The sequence below is a fragment of the Kribbella antibiotica genome (genome assembly GCF_004349055.1).
In the GTDB taxonomy this organism is placed as follows: Bacteria; Actinomycetota; Actinomycetes; order Propionibacteriales; family Kribbellaceae; genus Kribbella; species Kribbella antibiotica.
The window spans coordinates 1-24,062 of sequence record NZ_SMKX01000140.1; the positions used below are offsets into that span (position 1 = coordinate 1).

At 67.4% G+C, this 24,062-nt stretch carries 30 protein-coding genes; 21 read left to right on the top strand and 9 right to left on the bottom strand.

Translation table 11 applies throughout. The annotated features are described in order from the left end of the window. Positions 1 to 158 precede the first annotated feature (158 nt). Entirely contained in the window at positions 159 to 692 is a 534-nt protein-coding gene (locus tag E1263_RS33205) for a regulatory protein RecX (protein ID WP_238161761.1), read from the top strand. After that, positions 692 to 1,102: a hypothetical protein gene (locus E1263_RS33210; RefSeq protein ID WP_132174666.1), complete on the top strand. Its 411-nt coding sequence runs from the start codon at positions 692 to 694 to the stop codon at positions 1,100 to 1,102. Before E1263_RS33205 ends, E1263_RS33210 begins: the two co-directional genes overlap by 1 nt. On the opposite strand, the gene E1263_RS33215 is transcribed toward E1263_RS33210, so the two are convergent. After that, positions 1,060 to 2,022 carry a helix-turn-helix transcriptional regulator gene (locus tag E1263_RS33215; protein ID WP_132174668.1) on the bottom strand — a complete coding sequence of 321 codons (963 nt, stop codon included), beginning with the start codon at positions 2,020 to 2,022 and terminating at the stop codon, positions 1,060 to 1,062. The genes E1263_RS33210 and E1263_RS33215 overlap by 43 nt on opposite strands. A 62-nt stretch (positions 2,023 to 2,084) precedes the next feature. Between E1263_RS33215 and E1263_RS33220 the strand changes: the two genes are divergently transcribed. The 3 genes from E1263_RS33220 (at position 2,085) to rny (ending at position 7,024) form a co-directional block, all read left to right on the top strand. Continuing rightward, positions 2,085 to 4,379 (top strand): ATP-binding cassette domain-containing protein, encoded by a 2,295-nt coding sequence (locus tag E1263_RS33220; protein ID WP_132174670.1) that lies wholly within the window; start codon positions 2,085 to 2,087, stop codon positions 4,377 to 4,379. Positions 4,380 to 4,520: 141 nt separating this feature from the next. After that, positions 4,521 to 4,883 (top strand): antitoxin, encoded by a 363-nt coding sequence (locus E1263_RS33225; RefSeq protein WP_132174672.1) that lies wholly within the window; start codon positions 4,521 to 4,523, stop codon positions 4,881 to 4,883. Positions 4,884 to 5,323: 440 nt separating this feature from the next. Then, positions 5,324 to 7,024, top strand: a complete 1,701-nt coding sequence (gene rny / locus E1263_RS33230) for a ribonuclease Y (protein ID WP_132174674.1) — start codon at positions 5,324 to 5,326, stop codon at positions 7,022 to 7,024. Here rny and E1263_RS33235 read toward each other — a convergent pair. Further along, positions 7,005 to 7,388, bottom strand: a complete 384-nt coding sequence (locus E1263_RS33235; RefSeq protein ID WP_132174676.1) for a nuclear transport factor 2-like protein — start codon at positions 7,386 to 7,388, stop codon at positions 7,005 to 7,007. The two genes, rny and E1263_RS33235, sit on opposite strands and share 20 nt — an antisense overlap. 78 nt (positions 7,389 to 7,466) lie before the next feature. On the opposite strand from E1263_RS33235, the gene E1263_RS33240 reads away from it, so the two are divergent. After that, positions 7,467 to 7,952, top strand: coding sequence for a GNAT family N-acetyltransferase (locus tag E1263_RS33240; protein ID WP_132174678.1), 486 nt, complete (start codon positions 7,467 to 7,469; stop codon positions 7,950 to 7,952). Here the strand turns inward: E1263_RS33240 and E1263_RS33245 are convergent. The 4 genes from E1263_RS33245 to E1263_RS33260 form a co-directional block, all read right to left on the bottom strand. After that, positions 7,931 to 8,230: a DUF6458 family protein gene (locus E1263_RS33245; protein WP_202869170.1), complete on the bottom strand. Its 300-nt coding sequence runs from the start codon at positions 8,228 to 8,230 to the stop codon at positions 7,931 to 7,933. The two genes, E1263_RS33240 and E1263_RS33245, sit on opposite strands and share 22 nt — an antisense overlap. Before the next feature lie 70 nt (positions 8,231 to 8,300). Continuing rightward, positions 8,301 to 9,188: a phosphotransferase enzyme family protein gene (locus E1263_RS33250; RefSeq protein WP_132174680.1), complete on the bottom strand. Its 888-nt coding sequence runs from the start codon at positions 9,186 to 9,188 to the stop codon at positions 8,301 to 8,303. 4 nt (positions 9,189 to 9,192) lie between these two features. Then, entirely contained in the window at positions 9,193 to 10,356 is a 1,164-nt protein-coding gene (locus tag E1263_RS33255) for an acyl-CoA dehydrogenase family protein (protein WP_132174682.1), read from the bottom strand. 63 nt (positions 10,357 to 10,419) lie between these two features. Beyond that, the gene (locus tag E1263_RS33260; RefSeq protein WP_132174684.1) at positions 10,420 to 10,992 is read right to left on the bottom strand and encodes a DUF1707 SHOCT-like domain-containing protein; all 573 of its coding nucleotides are present in this window, start codon (positions 10,990 to 10,992) and stop codon (positions 10,420 to 10,422) included. Positions 10,993 to 11,096: 104 nt separating this feature from the next. On the opposite strand from E1263_RS33260, the gene dxr reads away from it, so the two are divergent. The 5 genes from dxr to E1263_RS33285 are packed head-to-tail and all read left to right on the top strand — an operon-like array spanning position 11,097 to position 15,791. Beyond that, positions 11,097 to 12,323 carry a 1-deoxy-D-xylulose-5-phosphate reductoisomerase gene (gene dxr / locus E1263_RS33265; RefSeq protein WP_132174686.1) on the top strand — a complete coding sequence of 409 codons (1,227 nt, stop codon included), beginning with the start codon at positions 11,097 to 11,099 and terminating at the stop codon, positions 12,321 to 12,323. Next, complete coding sequence (locus E1263_RS33270; protein ID WP_132174688.1) at positions 12,320 to 13,627, top strand: M50 family metallopeptidase; 1,308 nt, start codon at positions 12,320 to 12,322, stop codon at positions 13,625 to 13,627. Before dxr ends, E1263_RS33270 begins: the two co-directional genes overlap by 4 nt. A gap of 24 nt (positions 13,628 to 13,651) precedes the next feature. Further along, positions 13,652 to 14,803 (top strand): flavodoxin-dependent (E)-4-hydroxy-3-methylbut-2-enyl-diphosphate synthase, encoded by a 1,152-nt coding sequence (gene ispG, locus E1263_RS33275; RefSeq protein WP_132174690.1) that lies wholly within the window; start codon positions 13,652 to 13,654, stop codon positions 14,801 to 14,803. Positions 14,804 to 14,853: 50 nt separating this feature from the next. Next, entirely contained in the window at positions 14,854 to 15,408 is a 555-nt protein-coding gene (locus tag E1263_RS33280; protein ID WP_132174692.1) for a nucleosidase, read from the top strand. Then, a complete protein-coding gene (locus E1263_RS33285) occupies positions 15,405 to 15,791 on the top strand; it encodes a hypothetical protein (protein ID WP_132174694.1) in 387 nt (128 codons plus the stop codon). Before E1263_RS33280 ends, E1263_RS33285 begins: the two co-directional genes overlap by 4 nt. Here E1263_RS33285 and E1263_RS33290 read toward each other — a convergent pair. Next, a complete protein-coding gene (locus E1263_RS33290; protein ID WP_132174696.1) occupies positions 15,764 to 16,285 on the bottom strand; it encodes an NUDIX domain-containing protein in 522 nt (173 codons plus the stop codon). The genes E1263_RS33285 and E1263_RS33290 overlap by 28 nt on opposite strands. A 66-nt stretch (positions 16,286 to 16,351) precedes the next feature. Between E1263_RS33290 and E1263_RS33295 the strand changes: the two genes are divergently transcribed. Both E1263_RS33295 and trxA read left to right on the top strand, forming a co-directional pair. Continuing rightward, positions 16,352 to 16,720 carry a MerR family transcriptional regulator gene (locus E1263_RS33295; RefSeq protein ID WP_132174698.1) on the top strand — a complete coding sequence of 123 codons (369 nt, stop codon included), beginning with the start codon at positions 16,352 to 16,354 and terminating at the stop codon, positions 16,718 to 16,720. After that, positions 16,717 to 17,052, top strand: a complete 336-nt coding sequence (gene trxA / locus E1263_RS33300; protein WP_132174700.1) for a thioredoxin — start codon at positions 16,717 to 16,719, stop codon at positions 17,050 to 17,052. The genes E1263_RS33295 and trxA overlap by 4 nt, the downstream gene beginning before the upstream one ends. Here trxA and E1263_RS33305 read toward each other — a convergent pair. Continuing rightward, the gene (locus tag E1263_RS33305) at positions 17,035 to 17,439 is read right to left on the bottom strand and encodes an SRPBCC family protein (protein ID WP_132174702.1); all 405 of its coding nucleotides are present in this window, start codon (positions 17,437 to 17,439) and stop codon (positions 17,035 to 17,037) included. The genes trxA and E1263_RS33305 overlap by 18 nt on opposite strands. Next, the gene (locus tag E1263_RS33310; RefSeq protein ID WP_132174704.1) at positions 17,439 to 17,804 is read right to left on the bottom strand and encodes a nuclear transport factor 2 family protein; all 366 of its coding nucleotides are present in this window, start codon (positions 17,802 to 17,804) and stop codon (positions 17,439 to 17,441) included. The genes E1263_RS33305 and E1263_RS33310 overlap by 1 nt, the downstream gene beginning before the upstream one ends. A 60-nt stretch (positions 17,805 to 17,864) precedes the next feature. On the opposite strand from E1263_RS33310, the gene E1263_RS33315 reads away from it, so the two are divergent. From E1263_RS33315 to E1263_RS33350, 8 genes are all read left to right on the top strand, one after another. Next, positions 17,865 to 18,491, top strand: coding sequence for a CGNR zinc finger domain-containing protein (locus tag E1263_RS33315; RefSeq protein WP_132174706.1), 627 nt, complete (start codon positions 17,865 to 17,867; stop codon positions 18,489 to 18,491). Positions 18,492 to 18,541: 50 nt separating this feature from the next. Next, positions 18,542 to 19,594, top strand: a complete 1,053-nt coding sequence (locus tag E1263_RS33320; protein WP_132174719.1) for a GntR family transcriptional regulator — start codon at positions 18,542 to 18,544, stop codon at positions 19,592 to 19,594. Between the two features lie 61 nt (positions 19,595 to 19,655). Then, on the top strand, positions 19,656 to 19,820 hold the full coding sequence (locus E1263_RS33325; protein ID WP_132174708.1) for a ribbon-helix-helix domain-containing protein: 165 nt from the start codon (positions 19,656 to 19,658) through the stop codon (positions 19,818 to 19,820). After that, the gene (locus E1263_RS33330; protein ID WP_132174710.1) at positions 19,817 to 20,455 is read left to right on the top strand and encodes a VOC family protein; all 639 of its coding nucleotides are present in this window, start codon (positions 19,817 to 19,819) and stop codon (positions 20,453 to 20,455) included. The genes E1263_RS33325 and E1263_RS33330 overlap by 4 nt, the downstream gene beginning before the upstream one ends. Continuing rightward, entirely contained in the window at positions 20,452 to 20,925 is a 474-nt protein-coding gene (locus E1263_RS33335; protein WP_132174712.1) for a GNAT family N-acetyltransferase, read from the top strand. Before E1263_RS33330 ends, E1263_RS33335 begins: the two co-directional genes overlap by 4 nt. Before the next feature lie 35 nt (positions 20,926 to 20,960). Beyond that, the gene (locus E1263_RS33340; protein WP_132174714.1) at positions 20,961 to 21,785 is read left to right on the top strand and encodes a GNAT family N-acetyltransferase; all 825 of its coding nucleotides are present in this window, start codon (positions 20,961 to 20,963) and stop codon (positions 21,783 to 21,785) included. Positions 21,786 to 21,809: 24 nt separating this feature from the next. Beyond that, a complete protein-coding gene (locus E1263_RS33345) occupies positions 21,810 to 22,181 on the top strand; it encodes a DoxX family protein (protein ID WP_132174716.1) in 372 nt (123 codons plus the stop codon). An 88-nt stretch (positions 22,182 to 22,269) separates the two neighbouring features. After that, on the top strand, positions 22,270 to 24,033 hold the full coding sequence (locus E1263_RS33350) for a proline--tRNA ligase (protein ID WP_165956831.1): 1,764 nt from the start codon (positions 22,270 to 22,272) through the stop codon (positions 24,031 to 24,033). The last annotated feature ends 29 nt before the right edge of the window (positions 24,034 to 24,062 follow it).

Consider the following 24,062-nt stretch of genomic DNA (forward strand, 5'->3'; position numbering starts at 1 on the left):
GTGCTGCCGATGGGGCCAATGGGGCTGGTGAGGACCGGCGGTCTGATGGGTCTAGTGGTTGGGGTGGGTCTGGTAGGGAGCGGACGAAGAAGCGGGGGTTGTCGTCTCGCGGTCCGGTAGGGGGCGGGCGTCGGCGACGGGATGCAGCGGATGAGCCGGTGGATCCGGCGCTGGAGGACGGGTCGGATCCGGCGCAGGTGGCTCGACAGATCTTGCTGGACAAGTTATCGGGGCAGCCGCGGACTCGGGCGGAGCTGGCGGATGTGCTGGCCGAGCGCGGGATTGCGGACGAGGTGGCCGATCAGGTGCTCGATCGGTTCATCGAGGTCGGGCTGATCGATGACGCGGCGTTCGCGACGGCGTGGGTGGAGTCGCGGCATCGCGGCCGTGGGCTGGGTAAGCGGGCGCTGGCGCAGGAGTTGCGGCGGCGTGGAGTGGACGACGAGTTGTCGCGGGATGCGCTGGAAGAGCTGCCTCCGGAGCAGGAAGCGGAGCGGGCTCGGGAGCTGGTCCGCAAGAAGCTGCGGTCGATGCGATCGCTCGATCGGCAGGTTGCGATGCGGCGGCTGCTCGGGATGCTGGCGCGGAAGGGCTACCCGGGCGGGATGGCGATGGGCATCATCAAGGAGGAGCTCGACGCGTCCCACGACGAGTTCCCGTTACTGGATGCGTCGGGAATCGAGGTGGAGTGATGGCAAGCCTGGAGGATGTCGAGCGGCTGGTCGCCGAGCTGCCGGGGACCGAGGAGACCACCAAGTGGGGCAATCGGACCTGGGCGGTCGGTGGCAAGGGCTATGCGTGGGAACGCCCGTTCAGCAAGGCGGACCTGAAGCGTTTCGGTGCTGAGCCCCCGCCGCAGGGGCCGATTCTCGCGATCCGGGTCGAGGACCTGGGCGAGAAGGGAGCGGTCCTGACGGCGCGCGCAGGCGATGGGTTCTTCACGATCCCGCATTTCGGCAACTACCCGGCCGTGCTGCTCGAGCTGGAGCTGGTCCCGGAGCCGGTGCTGAGAGACGCGTTGCTCGACGGCTGGCTGGTTTTCGCCCCGGCGGCACAAGCTCAGGAATTGCTCGCGTCCAGAAGTCGCCGCGCAAAGGACTGATACCCGGCCAGGAACTCGGGCGGCGCCTCAACAATCCGGTAGTCCACATCGAGAAACGCCAACGGCAACAGAAGCCAGTGCCAGCTGTCCAGCAAGACACTGACCTCGGTGCCGGCCGGATCGAGCGACCGGATCTCAGCATCCTGGTACTTGAACGCGTCGAGGACAGCCTCGGTCGGTGCCGAGATCACCAGCCGGACCGGATGCTTCGCCTTGTGCAGGCCCGCGCGGAGGTAGGCAGTCGCCGAGTCCGCGGGAAGCGGTCGGGCGGCAAAGCCCGTCGTACTGCGGCGAAGGTCGACGATGCGGTCGACGCGGAACACACGCCAGTCGTCGCGGTCGAGATCCCAGGCCAGCAGGTACCAGCGCAGCAGGTGATGAATCTGCCGATACGGCTCGACGCGGCGGATCGTCTCCGGACCGCCGGCGGCGCGATAGCCGAACGAGATCAGCTCCTGACGCCCGATGGCCTCGGCCAACTCGCCGAGCTGCTCGGCGGGGACGCTGGGCGCGTCCTGGTGACTCGTCTCAACGCTGGCCCGTACGGCGACAGCGCGCGAGCGGAGTCGAGCCGGCAGGAACTGATCGACCTTCCCGTACGCCCGCGTGGCCGCATCATCGATCCCACCCTCCGCCGATGACCCGACCGAGCCGAGTGATGCGAGCGCGAGCAGGGTCGCGACGGCCTCATCGTCGTCCAGGACGAGCGGCGGCATCGTGCGCCCTGCCGTGAGCCGGTAGTAGCCGCCAGGCCCAGGCTGGGTCTCGACCGGGTAGCCGTACCCGCGCAGCCGGTCGACGTCCCGGCGCAGCGTGCGAGGGCTGACGCCGAGCCGCTGAACGAGGTCGTCCCCGCTGAACGAGCGCCCGCTCTGCAGCGTCGACAGCAGCGCGAGCATCCGCGCGGTGACATCGGCCATGAAGCCATCATGACAAGAATTGAGGCCAGAATCCGGCCACATCTATCCATAGCGTCCCCACCATGAACCAACGAGCCATCAACCAACGAGCCGGCAACGAACGAGCCATCACCCTTCGCCAGGCCCGGACGAACAATCTCGCCGGGCTCGATCTCGACGTACCGCGGAATCAGTTGGTGGTGTTCGTCGGGCGGTCGGGGTCGGGGAAGTCGTCGCTGGTGTTCGGCACGATCGCCGCCGAGGCCGGATTTCAGCTCAACGAGACGTTCCCGCCGTTCGCGCGGAACCGGCTGCCGAAGTGGGCGCGGCCGGACGTCGAGCACATCGACGGGCTGACCCCGGTGATCGTGATCGATCAGCGCCGGATCGGCGGCAACGCGCGGTCGACGGTCGGGACCGTCACCGACGCCTGGACGTACCTGCGGTTGTTGTTCTCGCGGCTCAGCGAGCCGTACGTCGGTGAGTCGAACCGGTTCTCGTTCAACGACCCGAGCGGGATGTGCCCGGCGTGTTCAGGGCTGGGGGAGGTCATGGTGAGTGCGGTCGACCGGTTCCTGGACCTCGACAAGTCACTGGCCGAGGGAGCGATCCAGCTGCCGGGCTTCGGACCGGGCAAGTACTGGTACGCGCAGTACTCCGACATCGGTTCGTTCACGGTGGACACCCCGCTGCGCGAATGGTCGGCCGGTGACCGCAAAGCCCTCCTGTACGGCGGTCGCGCAGCCGCCGACCTGGGCCGCAGACCGCCGAAGGATTACGAGGGCGTGGTCGAACGATTCGAACGTATTTACCTGCACACGGCGGACAACCTGTCGGAGCGCAAGCAGGAGACGATCCGGAGGTTCACCCGGTCGGATACCTGCCCGGAGTGTGGTGGCGATCGGCTCGCGAAGGATTCGCGCACTGCGACTGTGCGCGGTCGGACGATCGGTGAACTGGCGCGGTGGGAGATCACCGAACTGCTGGAGTTCGTGCGGGAAATCGAGGTGCCCGCCGTTGCGCCGGTGGTGTCGGCGCTGATCGCGCGCCTGCACGCCATAGTCACGATCGGACTCGGCTATCTCGCGCTGGCGCGGGCAACGACGAGCTTGTCGGGTGGTGAATCGCAGCGGATCAAGACGGTCAAGCAGCTCGGATCGAGCCTGACAGAGCTCACGTACGTCGTCGACGAGCCGACCGTGGGTCTGCATCCGACCGACGTCGAGTCGATGATCGCGCTGCTCGAGCAGTTGCGGGACAGCGGTAACAGCGTGCTCGTGGTGGAACACGATCCGGCGGTGATGCAGCACGCAGACCAGATCATCGAGATCGGACCGGGAGCCGGTGCCGAGGGTGGACGGCTGGTGTTCCAGGGCTCGTACGACGAACTCCGGGCGGCCGATACGCCGACGGGCCGAGCGCTCAGACGAGTCAGCGCAGTGAGCCCGGCCGAGGAACCCCGAGGTGACACACAGCTGGCGGATTCGGGGGAACTGGTGGTGGCTAACGCCGTGCGGAACAACTTGCGGGATGTGACGGTGCGTATCCCGGGTGCGGTGTTGACGGTGCTGACCGGGGTGGCTGGGTCGGGGAAGTCGAGTCTGGCGGCTGAGCTGGTGGCGCAGCACGACGCGGTGGTGATCGATCAGAAGGCGGTAGGGACGAGCCGGCGGTCGACGCCGATCACGTACACCGGGATCGCGCCGGCGATTCGCAAGCTCTTTGCCCAGCGCAACGACGTACCGGTGGCGATGTTCAGTGCCAATTCGGCGGGTGCTTGTCCGGAGTGCCGGGGGCTGGGCGTGCTGCAGACCGACCTGGCATTTCTGGAAGGGCAGGAGGTCGTTTGCCCGGCCTGTGCCGGTCGCCGATTTTCGCCCGAATCCCAGACCTACCTGGTGAACGGTTATTCGATCGTCGATGTCGGCGACCTCACGATCGAGCAGGCGATTACGGTGTTGCCCGAGGCCGGGATCGCGCGTGGGCTGCAGCAGTTGACCGCGGTCGGCCTGGGCTATTTGCGGCTCGGGCAGTCGCTGAACACGCTTTCCGGCGGTGAATGCCAGCGGGTGAAGATCGCGAAGGAACTCCGGGTGGCGGAGAAACCGACGACGTACGTGCTGGACGAGCCGACGACCGGGCTGCACCTGGACGACATCGAGACGCTGCAGGGCGTGCTGGACCGGCTGGTCGAACGCGGCCACAGCGTGGTCGTCGTGGAGCACAATCTGGAGGTGATCCGGCGGGCCGACTGGCTGATCGACCTCGGGCCGGGGCCGGGGCGGCATGGCGGAACGGTACTTTTCGAGGGCCGGCCGGGCGATTATTCGGGCCGCGAGACCCCGACGAGCCGGGCGTTGACGGAGTCTGTGGGGTGAATCGGTGCAGTGGTCGGCGGCGAGGGGCGTTGACGGGTGGGTTGCAACGGTGTGTTATCCGAAGAGGACTCAGTTGTTTGGCTGGGTCCGTACGCTGGGGATTTTCCGTCGATCCGCCCCTGACACACCGCGGAGGGTGCAATGAACGAATTCCAGGAACAGGCGAAGAACTGGCTCCGGAACGTCGTCAAGCAGAGCCCGGACAAGATCAAAGCCGGCGTTGAGAAGGCCGGCGATCTGATCGACCAGCAGACTGGTGGGAAGTACGCGGCCAAGGTCGACGCGGTACAGGAAAAAGTCGGGACTTTCGTCGACAAGCAGGCCGCTGAACCAGGCGCGGCCCCCGCTGACGCCGCCCCGGAGCCTGAGACCGCCGAAACCCCGAACCCCCGGACCGTGGGTGGCGAGCCGCCGGCCCCGTCCGCCCAGGCCTCGGCCGGGTCGACCCCCGAAGGCGCCGAGACCGGCGGGACCGCAACCGGTCTGCCCGGCCCGCGCGAGTAGCGGAGAGTAGCCGTTCAGTAGCTGATAGGCCTGCGCCGCGACCCTGGCGCAGGCCTGTTTTCTGATGACCAGTAAGGCACCTGGTCTGTGGATGCGAACTGGTCGCGGATGTGGTCGAGGCGTGGTTGAGTGTCCGTCTTGACCGGGTGGTGGGGCACGCCTAGCCTCGGGAAGACGAAGGGATCACTCCACCTCACGGTGGCGGTTATAGCGAGCTGAATGGATCGGCGGCGATCTGCACGTGCCGCCGGATCGATGGCGCTCCGGCGGCCAGGACAGGTACCGGACGGTGCGACCGCACAGATGTTGTCCGGAGACCCACCGGCGACGATGCCCCCGTTGCCGGTAGGGCGAGTCGCCGTACCCGGTGACAGTGAGTGACCCCTTCGACCGACTGACACAGTCCCGCCCGGTGCGTGACTCGACGAGGGGAGAGGCCGATGTTGCCAATGGCGAGCTCCGCCGGCCTGACCGTGATCGGCGTGGTGATTGTCGGTCTGCTGGGCTGGATCGGGTTCACGCTGTCGCGCCGCAAGGCCGCCGACAACACCGCCGCGCTGGCGAATGCCCAGCTGGAGGCCTCGACGATCACCTCGGGTGCCAAATCGCAGGCCGAGCTGATCAAGCGCCAGGCCGAGGAGGAGGCCGCCGTACTGCGGGTGCGGGCCGAGACCTCGGAGCAGCGCGCGGAAGAGATCCGCCGCGCCGCGGAGGACCGGGCCTCAGAGGTACGCCGGGACGCCGAGCAGCGAGCCTCCGACGTACGGCGTGAGGTCGAGTCTGTACGGCGTGAGGTCGAGGCGGAGGCACAGTCCATCCGCGACGACCTGCGCGAGCAGCGGCTGGAGATGGAGCGGCGTGATCACCGGCTCACCGAGCGCGAGGAGCGGCTCGACGAGCAGCACCGCCAGGGCGAGGAACGGCACCTTGAGCTGACCGCGCAGCTGGCCGAGCTCGATCAGCGCAAGGCAGAGATCAAGGATCTCGAGGACGAGCGCCGCCGGATTCTCGAAGGTGTCGCGAATCTGACCACCGAGCAGGCGCGTGCCGAGCTGGTCGCGTCGATCGAGGCCGAGGCGAAGCGGCACGCGCACACGATCGTCCGCGACATCGAGCGGCAGGCGCTCGACGAGGGCGAGACCAAGGCGCGCAGAATCATCACCGGAGCCGTGCAGCGACTCGCGAGCGAGCAGACGAGTGAGTCCGTCGTGTCCGTGGTGCACCTGCCCAGCGACGACATGAAGGGCCGGATCATCGGTCGTGAGGGGCGGAACATCCGCTCGTTCGAGCAGACCACCGGCGTGAACCTGATCATCGACGACACCCCCGAGGCCGTCCTGCTCTCCTGCTTCGATCCAGTACGGCGGGAGACCGCGCGGCTGACGCTGGATTCGCTGGTCCTGGACGGGCGGATCCACCCGGTCCGGATCGAGGAGATCTACGAGCGCAGCAAGGGCGAAGTCGCCGAGCTGTGTGAGCGGGCCGCCGAGGACGCGATGGCCGAGGTCGGGATCACCGACCTGCACCCGGAGCTGATTCGCACGATGGGTCTGCTGCGGTATCGGACGTCGTACGGGCAGAACGTGCTGAAGCATCTCGTCGAGTCCGCGCACATCGCGGGGATGATGGCGGCCGAGCTCGGGCTGGATCCGAAGCTGTGCAAGCGCGGCGCGTTCCTCCACGACATCGGCAAGGCGCTCACGCACGAGTCCGAGGGCAGTCACGCGATCGTGGGTGCCGACCTGGCGCGCAAGTGGGGCGAGAACGACGACGTCGTGCACTGCATCGAGGCGCACCACAACGAGGTCGAGGTGCGCACTGTCGAGGCCGTGCTGACGCAGGCTGCGGATGCGGTCAGCGGTGGCCGGCCGGGCGCGCGGCGGGAGTCGCTGGAGGCCTACGTGCAGCGGCTCGAGCGGCTTGAAGAGATCGCGATGCACCACGACGGTGTCGAGAAGGTCTTCGCGATGCAGGCCGGTCGCGAGATCCGGGTGATGGTCCTGCCGGACGCCGTCGACGACATCGCCGCGCAGGTGATGGCGCGCGACATCGCCAAGCAGGTCGAGGAGGAGCTCACCTACCCGGGGCAGATCCGCGTCACTGTCGTCCGGGAGTCCCGGGCTACTGAGGTGGCGAAGTAGCGTATTTCGCCCGCCAGGCAGGCGGTTCGAACGGAGCCCCGTAGATGCGGGTCTCGCGCACGATCCGCCCGTTGCCGAACTCAACGATGTTCGCCACGTAGTAGATGTCGCCGCCGTAGTCCGACCGCCCCAGTACGACGAAGTGGTCGCCGGCCCCGGTGATCTCCAGCACCTGGATCGACGGCGGGCCCGGGTACTCGCGCTGCATCGCCCGCATCCGATCCCGCCCGACGATCCGCTCACCCGACTGCGGCATCTCGAGCACGTAGTCGTCGGCCCGCATCTCGTGCTCCGCCTCCGCTGACAGCGCCAACTGCCCGTCCATTGGCCACAACCGCTCCAGCAACACCCGATTCCGGTCCATGACTCCACCCTCCGCCCACACCTTCACCCAGCCTTAAATCCGGCTGCACCCGGCGGCCGCGCGCCGTACGGTCGGGTGATGGACATCAGCCCGGCAACTCGAGCAGATATCGACCGCCTCGTCGCGTTGCTGGGTGGCGAGCCGGCCGCGCAGCACCACGTGCTGGCGCGCTGGCAACTGCAGCAGAGCGGCGATGCGACTTACCTGCTGGCTCGGCGCAACGGTGCGATCGTCGGACAGACGATGCTGCTCCGGCATTCGAAGTACCCGGAGGTGTCGGAGGATCCCGCCGAGATCAATGCGCTGCACGCGTTCATCCAGCACGAAGGCATCGGTACGGCGCTGGTGCTGGCGGCCGAGGCGCTGGCGGGGGACTGGGGCCGGTCGTGGATCGGCCTGGGTGTCGAGCCGGTGAACGACGGCGCTCGGCGGTTGTACGAGCGACTGGGCTACCAACTGCGACCCGGGCCGCGCGTGATCGACCGATGGACCGAGCAGGACGTGGACGGAACCGTTCTGCGGGCTCACGCGGATGAGTGTGACTACTTGCTGAAGCCGTTGTGATCTTCGCGGAACTCGGTCGGCGTGACGTCGATGACGGTTTCGGCGACCTTCTCGTGCGGGGCGACGCTGTACTGCTTCTCGACCTCGGGCTTGAGCATGGTGGCCTCGTCCCGGGTCCGCGGGTTCGCCAGGCGGTAGGACAACCAGATGCCGGCGGCACCGGCGAGCATGATGATGATGCCGAGCGCCTGCAGGTTCAGGCTGGCCGAGGTGTCCCGGACAGCGAACGCGATGATGGCCCCGACTGTGACGAGCGCGATTCCGACTCCGATACGCATGCCTGACTCCTCTCGGAACTCCTGGCCCCGTAACGTGCAGTAGTGGATTTCACTCCCTGTACCCAGCGCGTCACCCGCGCATGCGCAAGGCGTCCCGCACCAGGTCCAGCGTCCGCTCCAGCGCCTCCCACTGCGCTGAGCCCCACGTGACCATGCCTTCCCGCGCCTCAGCCTCGTCCGCAGCCGTCAGGCCACTCTGGTCCAGCCGCCCAGCGCGGGCCGAGTAGTCGGCGACGTAGCGCCGCAGCAGGAAGAACGCGAACAGGTCGAGGTGCAGCGGCACGTCAGCTGGATAGACCTCCAGAACGTGCTGCAGCGCGTAACCGCTCACAGGTTGCGCAGCCTGCAGGAGGAGGGCCAATTCAGATTCCGGAGGAGCCCACCGGACACCCTCCCAGTCGAGCACGCTGAGCTGCCCGGAGTCGTCCACCAGCAGGTTGCCGCTGTGCAGGTCGCCGTGGCACAGGACCATTTGCTCCGGCAGCCGTCGTACGACGTCCTGCAGCCGCAGCAGCCGTTCGCGCTGGGGCTGGTGCGGTACTGCGAAGTCCTCACGCGGGAGTGCAATCGTCGGCGTGACTGCGTGCAGCCTTGCTAGCAGGTGACCTAGCTGATGGAGCAGGGGCACCGACCAGCTGTCGGGGGACTTGCCTGGCAGGAGGGGGAACAATGCGACGACGCCATCGGGGATGGTGATCGAGAGCTCGCCGCTGCTGGTTGGGACTGTGTGGGGGACTGGAAAGCCGGCGTCGTGCAGTTGCTTGACCAACGGGAACCGGATGCGTGCGTCGACTGCACGCTCCGCTTCCACCCAGAGCTTGACGAAGTGTGCGTTGCCCAGGCGATAGCAGACCGAGCCCCAGCCGAGCGGGATGAACGTCAGCTCGCCAGAGACGCCGTACGCCGCGTCGAGGGCGGAGCGGAGTGCAGCGCGGTCGATGGCGGGTTCCGCGAGCATGTGGTCAGCGGAACGCGTTCTCGCCGGTCAGAGCCTGGCCGATCACCAACTGGTGGATTTCGGAGGTGCCCTCGTAGGTGAGGACGGACTCCAGGTTGTTGGCGTGCCTCATGATCGGGTACTCGCCGCTGATGCCGTTGGCGGCCAGGATCGTGCGGCACTCGCGGGCGATGGCGATGGCCTCGCGGGTGTTGTTCAGCTTGCCGACGCTGACCTGCTCCGGACGCAGCGAGCCCTTCTCCTTCAGCCGGCCCAGGTGGACGGCCAGCAGGATGCCCTTGTTGAGCTCGACCGCCATGTCGGCGATCTTGGCCTGCGTCAACTGGTAGCCAGACAACGGCTTGTCGAAGACGGTCCGCTCGTTGGCATAGGCAATGGCGGTCTCCAGGCAGTCCCGGGCGGCACCCATCGCGCCGAAGATGATGCCGAAGCGCGCCTCGTTCAGACAGCCCAAAGGACCCGACAGCCCGCGAGCCTCCGGCAGCACAGCGGACGCAGGCAGCCGTACATCTTCGAAGATGAGCTCAGACGTGACAGATGCCCGCAGCGACATCTTCAGCTTGATCTCCGGCGCCGAGAAGCCCGGCGTCGACGTCGGTACGACGAAGCCGCGCACGCCCTCGTCAGTCCGCGCCCACACCACCGCAACGTCGGCCACTGACCCGTTGGTGATCCACATCTTCGAGCCGTTCAGCACCCAGTCGTCACCGTCGCGCCGTGCGTTCGTCCGCATCCCAGCCGGGTTGGAACCGAAGTCAGGCTCAGTCAGCCCGAAACACCCGATCGCCTCACCCGCAGCCATCCGCGGCAGCCACTCGTCCTTCTGCTCATCGCTGCCGTACTTCCAGATCGCATACATCGCCAGCGACCCCTGCACCGACACCAGCGACCGCATCCCCGAGTCCGCCGCCTCAATCTCCAGACAAGCCAACCCATAAGCCACCGGCCCCAGCCCCGCACACCCATACCCCGTCAGGTGCATCCCCAGGAACCCCAGCGCCCCCAGTTCCTTGGCCAGCTCCCGCGCCGGAATACTCGCGCTCTCGAACCACTCCGGCAACGAAGGCCGCAACCGCTCATCCGCAAATCGCCGAGCCGCCGCCCGCACATCAACCTCCTCAGAGGTCAGCAACGAGTCGACATCGATGAGATCCAGCGAAACGGTCATGCCCGAACGCTAGCCGCTACCAGACCAGCGTGCAGGGAGGCCTGCATCACTAAAGGCACTGCATCACTTCCGGTACCAGGGCCACCACCAGTGGTGCTTGCGCGGGTGCCGCACGGTCAGGGAGCTGTACTTCGTGCTGCCCTGCACGATCAGGTGTACGCCGTTGGGTCCGGCGCCGACGGTCTTGTTGTCGGCCGAGCCACCGACGAGGTCGACGTCGTCGAGCGTGACGGACCAACCGACCGGGACGATCATCGTCATCGAGCTGTGCGTGAGGTGCGCCACGACAGTCACTTCGCGCGAAGTGACCGCGGCATCGGTGAAGTCGAGACGGGCCGAGGAATGGACCAGTTCGGCGGCCAGGCGCCCCGGCACATGCCAGGCCCCCTCACGCTTCTGGGAGCTGTGCGCCGCCCGGATCATCACCTCGGTCGGTGTGCTCTGCACCGGGACCAGATCGGCGGTCACGCCGCGCAGCTCGAGCTGGGTCTTGGCCGAGTAGACCTGGCCCAGCCGCTCGTCGAGTTCGGCGAAGTCGAGGCGGCCGTCGGTGTGGGCTTCCTGAAGCACGGTGGCAGCGATTTCCCGGTCCTTGTCAGAGGCGCGTTGACCGGGCGGCGGTTGCTCCAGACTCATGCAGCCAACGGTACGCCGTACCGGAGGCCGCGGGAGCTGTTCGTTCGGGGTCACCAGTTACACCGGGGTCGTCACCTCGGGTGGCCACCTGGGACAATGGCGACGTGAATCCGCGCACCGTCGTCATCCTCGGCTCGACCGGTTCGATCGGCACCCAGGCTCTGGAGCTGATCGGGCGCAATCGTGACCGGTTCCGGGTGCTCGGGCTGTCGGCCGGCGGGGACAACGTCGGGCTGCTGGCCGAGCAGGCGCTGGCGTTCGAGGTCGAGGTGGTTGCCGTGGCCAAGGCCACGGTGGCGCAGGATCTTCAGCTGGCCTTCTATGCCGAGGCGCAGCGCAAGGGCTACGCGCAGGGCGAGTTCCGCATCCCGAAGATCATCACCGGTCCGGATGCGTCGAGCGAGCTCGCCGCGATGCCGTGCGACGTCGTACTGAATGGCATCACCGGTTCGGTCGGCCTGCGTCCGACGCTGGCCGCGCTCGACGCGGGCAACACCCTCGCGCTGGCGAACAAGGAATCACTCGTCATCGGCGGTCCGGTCGTCACGCGCCGGGCGAAACCCGGGCAGATTGTGCCGGTCGACTCTGAGCACAGCGCAATCGCGCAGTGCCTGCGTGGCGGCGCCCCCGACGAGGTCCGCAAGCTGCTGCTGACCGCGAGCGGCGGGCCCTTCCTCGGCCGCAAGCGCAATGAGCTCGCCGAGGTCACCGTGGAACAAGCGCTTGCCCACCCGAACTTCGCGATGGGCCCGGTCGTCACGATCAACTCCGCGACCCTGGTCAACAAGGGCCTCGAGCTGATCGAGGCGCACCTCCTCTTCGGCATCCCGCTGGACCGTGTGGACGTCGTCGTCCATCCCCAGCAGGCCGTCCACTCGATGGTCGAGTTTCACGACGGCTCGACGATCGCGCAGGTCTCGCCGCCCACCATGACGCTCCCGATCGCGCTCGGCCTCGGCTGGCCCGACCGGATTCCGGACGCGTCCCCGCCGTGGGACTGGTCGGCAGCGAGCAGCTGGCAGTTCCTCCCGCTCGACGACGAGGCTTTCCCGGCGGTCGGCCTGGCCCGCGAGGCCGGGACCCGCGGCGGCACCGCGCCCGCTGTCTTCAATGCGGCGAACGAGGTCTGCGTGCAGGCCTTCCGCGATGGCAAGCTGCCGTTCCTGGGGATCGTCGACACAGTCGCTCAGGTGTTGACCGACCACGACGTACCCTCGTACGAGGAGCTTTCAGTCGACGACGTCCTCGCGGCGGATGCCTGGGCACGCACCCGGGCGCGCGAGATCACCGCCGGATTTGGAAACAAGAGCCAGGAGACCACAACCGCATGACCGTACTGCTCAACATCCTCGGCATCGTGGTCTTCGCCCTCGGCATCATCGCGTCGGTGGCGCTGCACGAGATGGGACACATGCTCCCGGCCAAGGCGTTCGGGATGAAGGTCACCCAGTTCTTCGTCGGCTTCGGCCGGACGGTCTGGTCGACCAAGCGGGGCGAGACCGAGTACGGCTTCAAGGCGATCCCGGCCGGCGGTTTCGTCCGGATCATCGGGATGCTGCCGCCCGCGAAGGGCGACGACCCGGCCAAGGTCCGCAAGGCGAGCACCGGCCCGATCCAGTCGATCGCCGAGAACGCGCGCAACGCGGAGTACGAGACGATCGACCCGGCCGACAACGGCCGCCTGTTCTACCAGAAGCCCTGGTGGCAGAAGCTGATCGTGATGGCGTCCGGCCCGCTGGTCAACATCGCGATCGCGTTCCTCCTGTTCGGCGGCCTCTTCATGCTGTACGGCGCCAATATCGCGCAGACGACCGTGTCCACGGTCACCGACTGCGTGATCCCGGCCAGCCAGGCGAGCGTGGACCGCAAGTGCGCGAGCACCGACAAGGTGTCGCCGGCCAAGACCGCGGGCTTCCAGGTGGGCGACCGGATCGTCTCCTTCAACGGGGCCTCGATCGACAGCTGGGACCAGCTCACGCCGCTGATCCGGGCCAACGTCGACAAGCCCGCGACCATCGTTGTCGAGCGCAACGGTGAGCGGAAGACTCTGCAGACGAACACGATCATCAACCAGGTCACCGAGAAGGCCGGGTCGGACAAGATCGTCTCGGTCGGCTTCCTCGGCGTTTCGCCGGAGATGAAGATCGTGCGCCAGGGGCCCGGCTACGTGGTCGACCAGATGGGCAAGATGACCGTTCTCACCGTCCAGGCGCTCGGCCGCTTCCCCGAGAAGCTGGTCGGGGTGGCCAAGTCGATCGTCGGCGGCGAGCGCGACAAGGACAGCCCGATGAGCGTCGTCGGTGCCAGCCGGGTAGCCGGCGAGGTGGCCTCCAGCGACCTCAGCCTCGGTCAGAAGGGCTACGCCCTGATCACGCTGCTTGCCTCGCTCAACCTCTTCCTTGCCCTGTTCAACTTCATCCCGCTGCTGCCGCTCGACGGTGGCCACATGATCGGCGCGATCTGGGAAGGTGTCCGGGGCGGCTTCGCGAAGCTGTTCGGCCGTCCGGACCCCGGGTACGTCGACGTCGCCAAACTGCTCCCGATCGCGTACGTGATGGCGACGGTGATCACGGTGATGGGCGTGCTGCTCGTGATCGCCGACATCGTGAACCCGATCCGTCTGTTCAACGGCTGACCCCGACCTAACGAGTAAGGAACCATGAGCATCTCCCTGGGCATGCCCGCGCTGCCGCCACCTGTTTTGGCCCCGCGCCGTAAGACCCGCCAGATCAAGGTGGGCAAGGTGCTGGTCGGTGGCGACGCGCCGGTGTCGGTGCAGTCGATGACGACGACGCTGACGTCGGATGTCAACACCACTCTGCAGCAGATCGCGGAGCTGACCGCGGCCGGCTGCGACATCGTCCGGGTCGCCTGCCCGTCGCAGGACGACGCCGACGCGCTGGCCGAGATCGCGCAGCACTCGCAGCTCCCGGTGATCGCCGACATCCACTTCCAGCCGAAGTACGTGTTCGCCGCGATCGAGGCCGGTTGTGCGGCGGTCCGGGTGAACCCGGGCAACATCCGCAAGTTCGACGACCAGATCAAGGAGATCGCGGCCGCCGCCAAGGACCACGGCACCTCGATCCGGATCGGCGTCAACGCCGGTTCGCTCGACCCGCGGCTGCTGAAGAAGTACGGCAAGGCCACGCCCGAGGCGCTGGTCGAGTCAGCGGTCTGGGAGGCCTCGCTGTTCGAGGAGCACGACTTCCACGACTTCAAGATCTCGGTCAAGCACAACGACCCGGTCATCATGGTCCGCGCCTACGAGATGCTCTCCGAGCGCGGCGACTGGCCCCTGCACCTCGGCGTCACCGAGGCCGGCCCGGCGTTCCAGGGCACCATCAAGTCCGCCACCGCCTTCGGCGCCCTGCTGTCCAAGGGCATCGGCGACACCATCCGTGTCTCCCTGTCGGCTCCGCCGGTCGAAGAGGTCAAGGTCGGCCTGCAGATCCTGCAGTCGCTCAACCTGCGCGAGCGCAAACTCGAGATCGTCTCCTGCCCCTCCTGCGGCCGCGCCCAGGTCGACGTCTACACGCTGGCCGAGCAGGTCACCGCCGGCCTCGAAGGCATGGAGGTCCCGCTCCGCGTCGCCGTCATGGGCTGCGTCGTCAACGGCCCCGGCGAGGCCCGCGAAGCCGACCTCGGCGTCGCCTCCGGCAACGGCAAGGGCCAGATCTTCGTCAAGGGCGAGGTCATCAAGACCGTCCCCGAGTCCAAGATCGTCGAGACCCTGATCGAAGAAGCGATGCGCATCGCCGAAGAAATGGGCGAAACCGCGAGCACCGGCGAGCCCACCGTCACGGTCGGCTGACGCGCCGACAGCCCGCCGTACGACGTGAGCCGCCCAGGTAGTCTCTCCTCGTGACTGACTACCTCGTCGTGAGTGCGATTGCGGGCGAAGCGCGGTATGTGCCGGATGGGTTGCCGGTGTTGATCACCGGGGTCGGTAAGACGCAGGCGGCCGTGGCGATGACGCGGGCGCTGGCGACTCGGGACACGAGCGACCTCGTCGTACTGAATGTCGGTACGACGGGGGCGTTGCGGGACGGGTTGTCGGGGATCTACCTGCCGAGCAGTGTGATCAACCACGACCTGAACGCCGACGCGATCCGGGCGATCGGGCTTGATCCGCAAGAGGAGCTGCCGGTCGACGGTGGGGACGGGACCGTGCTGGCGTCCGGCGACGTGTTCGTGGCCGACCCCGTCGTACGGGATCGGTTGGCGGAGCGGGCGCACTTGGTCGACATGGAGGCGTACGGCGTCGTCTACGCCTGCCGCGAGTTCGGCGTACCGGTGAAGGTCGTCAAGCATGTGTCGGACGCTGCGGACGATGCCGCCTTCGACTGGCCGGCGCAGGTAGACGCCAGCGCGAAGGTGCTGGGGGAGTGGGTCACCGAGTTCGTGAGGCAAGCATGACGCTGTTGTGCCTGCTGACCGGCCACCGTGCGGCGGAATGGTCCTTCCTGAGCGATGCCGACAAGTGCCGGCAGGTCCAGCGCTGCCGCCGCTGTGACGGGGTGGTGAAGGCAGAGACGCTGCATTCCTGGGGCGAACCGCAACGCACCGCGGGTCGGGGGGCGTGCGCCGCGAACTTCAGCTGCCAAGAATGCGGTGAGCAGAAGCAGGACTTCGCGCACCAGTTCGAGGTGGTCTGGGGTAAGGCGGGGGGCCGCTGTACCAAGACGAACCGTTGCGCCGGCTGCGGCGAAGTGGCCTGGCGTTTCGAGGACCACCAGTACAGCATCGGCAATCCGATCTGTGAGCGGTGCGGCTACGACAGCTTCGTCGACGAAGCCTGACCTTCAAGCCACTCCAGTACGGCGGTCTCTCGCGCCAGCCAGCGCATGACGCCGACATCACTCGCCAGTACGGCGCGGTTGGCGGCCAGCGCGTCGGCCACGGTCACCCAGCGCGGGGTGAGCTCCAGCTCAGCCTCGTAGCCCTCCAGTTGCTGCGAGCCAACAACCACTCCACCCGAGCAGCCGAAGTAGTGCGACGTCATGCCGAAGACGTCGTACGCCGGTTCCGCGGCCGGCACCTCCTCGCGCGTCCACCCCAACTCCGCGCCGACCACCACGTCGCCGTACCCGCACTCTTCGCCGAACTCGCGCACCAGTGCCGAGGCGAACGACTCGCCGGCCTCCACTCCGCCGCCGGGAAACTTGAAGTCCCCATGCCGCGAGCCCAGCAGCAACAACCGCGGACCGTCGAACAGCACCCCGCGCACCGCGATCCGCTCGATCACGCGCCCCCCGGGCCGCAGGGTGGGATCGCGGAAGGTGCCGAGGTGCATCCGCCTATGCTGACTTGACCTTGCCCCTGGGGGCAAGGTTTAGCGTGGGGATCACAAGGAGGCGGGATGCGGATCGGGGACTTGGCGACAGCGGCCGGAGTGACGATCAAGGCGGTGCGGTACTACGAGTCGCAGGGGTTGCTGAAGCCTCGCCGCGAGTCGAACGGCTACCGCGCGTACGACGCCGAGGATGTGGTGATCGTGCGGGAGGTCAAGGCGTTGCTGAGCCTGGGACTGACCGCCGAGCAGACGTATCCGTTCATCGAGTGCCTGCGCGCCGGCAACGACCGGGCCGACGTGTGCCCGGCGTCGCTGACGGCGTACCGGAGCCGGATCGACGAGGTGGACCGGCGGATCGCTGAGCTCACCGAGTTGCGGTCCAAGCTGACCGACCTCCTGACCGATGCCGAGAGCTGGAGGACGAACCAACGATGAGTGACCTGCAAGCAGTCGACGAGACCACCTTCGACGAGCTGGTACTGCGCTCCGGCAAGCCTGTGCTCGTGGAATTCTGGGCCCAGTGGTGCGGGCCGTGCCACCAGATCCTGCCGATCCTCACCCAGATAGGTGCCGAGCGCAACGATCAGCTGACGGTGGTCAAGCTCAACGCCGACGAGAACCCGGCTATCTCCGCGGCCTACCGGGTGATGGCCTTGCCGACCTTGATGCTCTTCCATCACGGTCAGCCGATCTGGGCTGTCGTCGGCGCCCGCCCGAAAGCCAAGCTCCTCAAGGAGTTGGACGACGCCCTACTGGCCCTCGTCTAGCCCCTGCGCCACTGCACTCATGACCTGCTCCCAGTGAACTCGCTGGCGTTCGCGTTCATCCGCGTCCGCCAGCCGTTCCTGGTGGAAGCGCAGTATCGTCTTGTTTCCCGACGCTGACACCGTCACCTGCACAGTGCTCGCATGCGTCCAATCAGCCGGCCGCCAAGTCAGCCGGATCCGGTTGTTGTCGTGCAGACTACGGACCTCACCGACGACCCCAAGTGAAGTCTCGTACGGCGTGCCGCTCGCAAGCTCGGCGCCTTGACCGAGCCAGTGGGCCACCCCTGCTGGGCTGACGATGAACTCCCAGACGTCGGTGACCGGGTAGGGGAGCGTCTTCGAGACGCCGATGTTCCAACCGGCGTCCTTCGTCTGACCGGTCGGCATCAGAGTGCCGTCTGCTGGTGGAAGACGACGCGCCAGTCGCCGGAGGTGTTGTTCCAGACCGTGCTCGCGTACGACGGGAACTGCGCCTCCTGTCCGTCCAGCAGCACGGTCACCTCGACGCGGTACGTGATCACCGCGGTGTTCTCGTCGACGATGATCACCTTCTCGTCGGTGCGCGGGGTGCGCAGGTAGGGGCTGTGGTTCGCCTGGATCCCCGGGACGGCCGCGGCCTTGTCGATGATGCCGTACTTGCTGACGGCCAGCGCGTCCTCGCGCAGCCAGTGCGCGTAGAAGGATCCGTCCCCCTCACGGTTCGCGCGCCACAGTTGGTCCTCGAGCTCGAGCAGGGTCTCCGTGGCCGTCATGGCGCCTCCTGAAGGCTGTAACTGGTTTAACTGGTGTCTAACACCGAATATAGTGGTTACATGAAGCCAGGCGCAAGACGTTTGCGGACCCGCGACGGGGTCACGCACACCTTCGATCCGGGGAGCTTCGCGCTCGAGCTGATCCTCAGCGGCGGCCCGCCACCCTGGGACCGCTATGAGCAGCTGAACACCCCCGACGACGCTGCGGCCTGGCTGGCCGAGTCGTACCTCGCTGCGGACCTGCCATTCACTGCGGAAGACGTCCGCGTCACCAAGGCCGATCTGGCCCGCCTGAAGGACTTCCGCGAGCTGCTGTGGCACGTCGTACCGGGCCTGATCGCCGATGCGAAGGATGTCCCCGGCATCGCCGTACGGCGGCTCTCGCCTGCGGACCGTGGGTTACTCAACGCATCGGTGGGGGAGACTCCGCATCGGGAGCTGGATGAGCAGGGCGCGATCCGCTGGCGCACGCCGATCACCACGCGGCAGGTGCTGGGTGCTGCGGCCGAGGATCTGATCGAGATCATCGGGAGCGACCGGGTCTCCCGCCTGCGGATGTGCCAGGGCGACAACTGCGCTCTGATGTTCTACGACACCTCACGGCCCGGCAACCGTCGGTGGTGCTCGATGCAGCGCTGCGGTAACCGCCACAAGGTCGGCAACTACCGCACCCGCCACACCGACTAGCGCCGTAAGATTTAATGCATTAACACGGCAAAGGATCGAGGGCGGTGCGCATGCTCCCGAAGTACGAGCAGGTGAAGCGCGAACTGCTCGCACTGGTCGCGCAGGGCAGTCACACGCCGGACCGGCCGTTCATCACTCAGCGCGGGGTCTGCGAGCGGTACGGCGTCAGTACGACGACCGCGATCCGCGCACTGAACGATCTGGTCGCCGATGGGGTGCTGGTCCGCCAGCAGGGCCGCGGGACGTTCGTCGCCGAGCGGACTGCAGGGCCAGAACCTGTACGGCGGCGTGCGGTCGCGCTGGTGATCCACGGGCAGGGGCCGGTGAAGGAAGGGATCATCGCCGGTGTGGAGTCGCGGTGTGAAGAGCTGGGGTTCGAGCTGGTTCTCTATGACAGCAAGGGGTCCCTGGAGCTCCAGGAGCGTGCACTGCAGCGAGCCGTCGACAGTGGGGTCGGCGGTATCGCGCTGTATCCGGTGGAGGGCTCGTCTGCGGTGCTGAGGGAGTTAGAGCTCCCCGTTGTGCTGATCGACCGCTATCAGCCCGATGTGCCGACCGATGCGGTGCTGGCCGACCAATACGCCGTCGGCTACGAACTGACGGCGTACCTGATCGGTCTGGGGCACCGCCGGATGGCCGCGCTGTGGGGAGAGGTTGACGCCACCAGCGTCCGTGACCGCCTGAGCGGCCACCAGCAAGCGCTCCGCGCCCACAACCTGCCCATCCGCCCAGACCTCACTGCACTCACGACGCACCAGTTCCTCACCCCCGATGCCCGCAAGGCCCGACTGGCCGCACTGCTCGAACAGGCCGAGCCGCCGACCGTCCTGCTGTGCTCAGACGGCTTCATAGTCACCACAGCCGCCCGCGACCTGGCCCACCTCGGCTACGAGGTCCCCGGCGACATCGAGCTAGCCGGCATGGACGACGCCGGCCCCGCGAGCATCCTCCCGCTCACCCTGGCCGCCGCCTCCCTCCCCGTCCACGAGATGGGTCGCACCGCAGTAGACCTCCTGGCCGACCCCGCGCCTCCGCGCAACGTCGTACTGCCCATCACCCTCCACACCCGCAAAAGCACCTACCTGCGAGTCGTCCACTCGTAGAACCACCGGGATACCTCCTGATGCTTGACTGGTAGCTCTCTAGGATGCTAGCAATATAGCCATGAGCGGTGAGGGTGACAAGAAGGTGCAGTTCAACGTGTATCTGCCGCCTGGGCTGGTGCGGCGGGTGAAGCACAAGGCCATCGACGAGGGCGCGAGCCTTTCGGCGCTGGTCGAGCAGGCGCTGACGGAGTACCTGGACAAGCATGGGGAGGCACGAGGATGAGTGACGTTGTGGTGCGGCCGTTGCGGTTCACGGACCGGGTGGCGGAGATGCGGGCGTTCCTGGAGGCGCTGGGGTTGCATGCGCGTCTCGAATCGGCCAGCGGTGGCTGGGTGGACATGCTGGCCGGCCGTGGCATGGTCGCGCTGCATGACGCCGCGAGCAGTTCGACCGGTGGCAAGCCGGGGCAGACCAGACTGTCGTTCGAGGCCGAGGATATCGGCCGGCTGAAGGACCTGCTGGAGAGTGCCGGGTATGGCGACGTAGCGATCTGGGACGAGGCGTACGGGCGAGTGCTGAAGGTGTCCGGTCCGGCGGGCGAGAGTCTGTGGATCGACGAGCGCAGTGACGACCTGTACGGCTACAAGCTGAATGAGGGCGTGCCGGACGAGCGTGTGACGCTCACACCGCTGCTGGACGCCACGCACCAGGCGGAGTGGCGCAAACTGCTGACTGTGCTCGGACTGGCTGACGGCTTCCGGTTCGGCTCACCAGGTGACGAGGTGCGGTTGGAGTTCGTCACCACCGAGGCCCTAGACGACGTCCTGCAGCGGCTGAGCGGCTACGAGGTCATTCGCAGCTACGACACCCTCGAGATCACCGACCCCGATGGCCAGCCCGTGATGGTGCACGGATGATCGCCGTACGGCGGGCTGTGCCGGAGGATCTCGACGCAGTGCGGCAGATCGGCCTGACCACCTGGCCGGTCGCGTACGCCGGACTGGCGTCACCTGAGTTCATTGTCGACGGACTGGCGCAGTGGTGGTCGCCGGAGGTGGTCGAGCGCGGCATCCGGACCGGCATCACCTTGGTGGCCGAGGAGGACGACGTACTGATCGGCATGGCGGGTGTCGGACGCGAGGAGGACTTCTGGGTGCTGTGGAAGCTCTACGTGCTTCCGGATCACCAAGGGAAGGGTGTGGGCAAGGCGTTGCTCGACGCGGCGGTCGCTGCGCTTCCAGACGGTACGCCGGGCCTGCTGCTCGACGTACTGGTGCAGAACACGAAGGCGATCGACTTCTACGCGTCGTACGGGTTCGGTGTGCCGCCGGTAACGCCCGCCCGGGATCTCGGTGACGAATTGCAATGGATGTACCTGCCCCGCTAAGTGCCTCGGCGAGGTTCATCCGCTAGGTTCTGCGCGTGGGCGTACGGGTTCTCGGTCCTCGTGACCTCGCGGCGGCGCGCGCGGTGATCGCCCGTGACCCGGTCGTCAACGTGTTCGTCGACAGTCTTGTGCAGGCGTCCGGACTCGATCCGCGGCGCGGTGCCGAGGTCTGGGGGTACGTCGACAAAGGCGTGCTCGAGGCCTTGTGTCATGCCGGCGGGAACATGGTCCCGGTCGGCGCGGACGACGCTGCGTTGCGCGCCTTCGCGGCGTACGCGCTGCGCCGCGGCCGCAACTGCTTCCAGATCCTCGGACCGGTTCGTGCGGTCGACCAGCTGTGGACCGTGCTGGAGCCGCACTGGGGTCCGGCCCGCGAGGTGCGCGGCGAACAGCCCTTCATGGTGATCGAGGGTGCGCCGACGGTCGCGCCGGATCCGCTGGTCCGTGCGGTCGAGCCGGTCGAGCTGCCGATCCTCTACCCGGCGTGTGTCGCGATGTACACCGAAGAAGTCGGCGTACCGCCGCAGACCGGGCCCGACGGGACCTTCTACCGGTCGCGGGTCGCCGAGCTGATCCGCGCCGGCAGAGCATTCGCGCGGATCGAGGATGGCCGGGTCGTGTTCAAGGCCGAGGTCGGATCAGTGGGGACGGGGGTCTGTCAGATCCAGGGGGTCTGGGTGGACCCGGAGTACCGCGGGCAGGGGATCGCCGCGCCGGGAATGGCTGCGGTGGTCGAGCTCGCACGGCAGATCGCGCCGGTGGTGACGCTGTATGTCAACGCGTTCAACACCCCGGCTCGGCGTTCGTACGAACGGGTCGGCTTCCGCACCGTCGAGACATTTGCCACCATCCTGTTCTGATTACCCGGGAGTAAGGTGGCCCGCATGGCGTCCCGTAGTAAGACCACCACGGCCCTGGCAGTCCTGTTCGGCGTCTCCGGCGTCCTGCACTTCGTCCGGCCGACGCCGTTCGAGAAGATCGTGCCGAAGGCGCTGCCGCGGAAGAAAGAACTGGTTTACGCATCAGGCGTTGCCGAGCTGGCCTGCGCGGCCGGACTGCTGCACCCGAAGACCCGGAAGCTCGCCGGACTGGCCAGCGCCGGTCTGCTGGTGGCGGTGTTCCCGGCGAACGTGCAGATGGCGACCGACCTGCAGCGCAAGGGAACCCCACAGGCGAAGGCGATCGGCTGGACCCGGCTCCCGCTGCAGATCCCGCTGATCAAATGGGCGTTGAAGGCTTCCCGCGAAACGAAGTGACGCCTCCTGGGGATAACTGGTCGGGCGCCGGCCGTAGGACGGATATCCTCTAGGACGTCCTTTTGTTCCATCCCTCTTTGGAGTTCCCGTGATTCTGCGTATGTCGTCGCTGTTCCTCCGCACCCTTCGCGAGGATCCGGCGGACGCGGAGGTCCCGAGCCACAAGCTGCTCGTCCGCGCCGGCTACATCCGCCGTACGGCGCCTGGCGTCTACACCTGGCTGCCGCTCGGTCTGCGAGTGCTGCGCAAGGTCGAGCGGATCGTCCGTGAGGAGATGGACGCGATCGGTGCGCAGGAGCTGGTCTTCCCGGCGATCCTGCCCCGCGAGCCGTACGAGGCGACCGGCCGCTGGACGGAGTACGGGCCGAACCTGTTCCGGCTCAAGGACCGCAAGGGCGCGGACATGCTGCTCGGCCCGACCCACGAAGAGATGTTCACGCTCGTCGTGAAGGACCTCTACTCGTCGTACAAGGACCTGCCGCTGTCGATCTACCAGATCCAGAACAAGTACCGCGACGAGGCGCGGCCGCGGGCCGGGGTGCTGCGCGGGCGTGAGTTCGTGATGAAGGACTCCTACTCGTTCGACATCGACGACGCCGGTCTGGCCGCGTCGTACGAGGCGCATCGCGGTGCCTACATCAAGATCTTCGACCGGCTCGGGTTCGACTACGTGATCGTCCAGGCGATGTCCGGGGCGATGGGTGGATCGCGCTCGGAGGAGTTCCTGGCGATCGCGGAGAACGGCGAGGACACCTTCGTCCGTTCCAACGGCGGGTACGCCGCCAATGTCGAGGCCGTCGTGGTTGCGCAGTCTGCGCCGGTCGACGCGTCCGGCATCCCGGCCTCCGAGGTGGTCGACACCCCGGATACCCCGACCATCGACAGTCTGGTCGACGCACTGAACGCGAAGCACCCGCGCACCGATGGTCGCGAGTGGACGGCCGCGGACACGCTGAAGAACGTGATCGTGATGCTGGTGAAGCCGGACGGCTCCCGCGAGCCGCTGGCGATCGGCGTACCGGGGGACCGGACGATCGACGGGAAGCGGCTGGGTGCGCAGGTCGAGCCGGCCGAGGTCGTCGCCTTCGAGGAGGCCGACTTCGAGAAGAACCCGTCGCTGGCCAAGGGCTACATCGGGCCGGGCGTGCTCGGGTCGGAGAACACCTCCAAGATCCGCTACCTGCTCGACCCGCGGATCGCCGAGGGCTCGGCCTGGGTGACCGGTGCCGACAAGTCCGGCTACCACGTCATCAACCTGGTGCACGGCCGCGACTTCACCGCCGACGGCACGATCCAGGCCGCCGAGGTCCGCGACGGTGACGACGCCCCCGACGGTTCCGGTCCGCTGGAGTCCGCGCGTGGCATCGAGATGGGCCACATCTTCCAGCTCGGCCGCAAGTACGCCGACGCTCTCGACCTGAAGGTGCTCGACCAGAACGGCAAGCTCGTCACCGTCACCATGGGCTCCTACGGTGTCGGCGTCACCCGCGCCGTCGCCGCGATCGCCGAAGGCAACTACGACGAGTTCGGCCTGATCTGGCCGCGCGCGATCGCCCCGGCCGACGTCCACTTGGTTGCCACCGGCAAGGACCCCGAGCTCTTCGCCAAGGCCGCCGAGATCGCCGCCGAGCTCGAGTCCCGCGGCCTCACGGTCCTCTACGACGACCGCGAGAAGGTCAGCCCCGGCGTCAAGTTCAAGGACGCCGAACTGATCGGCGTACCGACCATCGCCGTCGTCGGCAAGGGCCTCGCCGACGGCACCATCGAGGTCAAGGACCGCCGCTCCAACACCCGCGCCGACGTCCCCGTAGCCGAGGTAGTCGACCACCTCGTCGCCACCATCAACAGCTAAACCCCCGCCCCTAGCGGGCACCCCCTGCC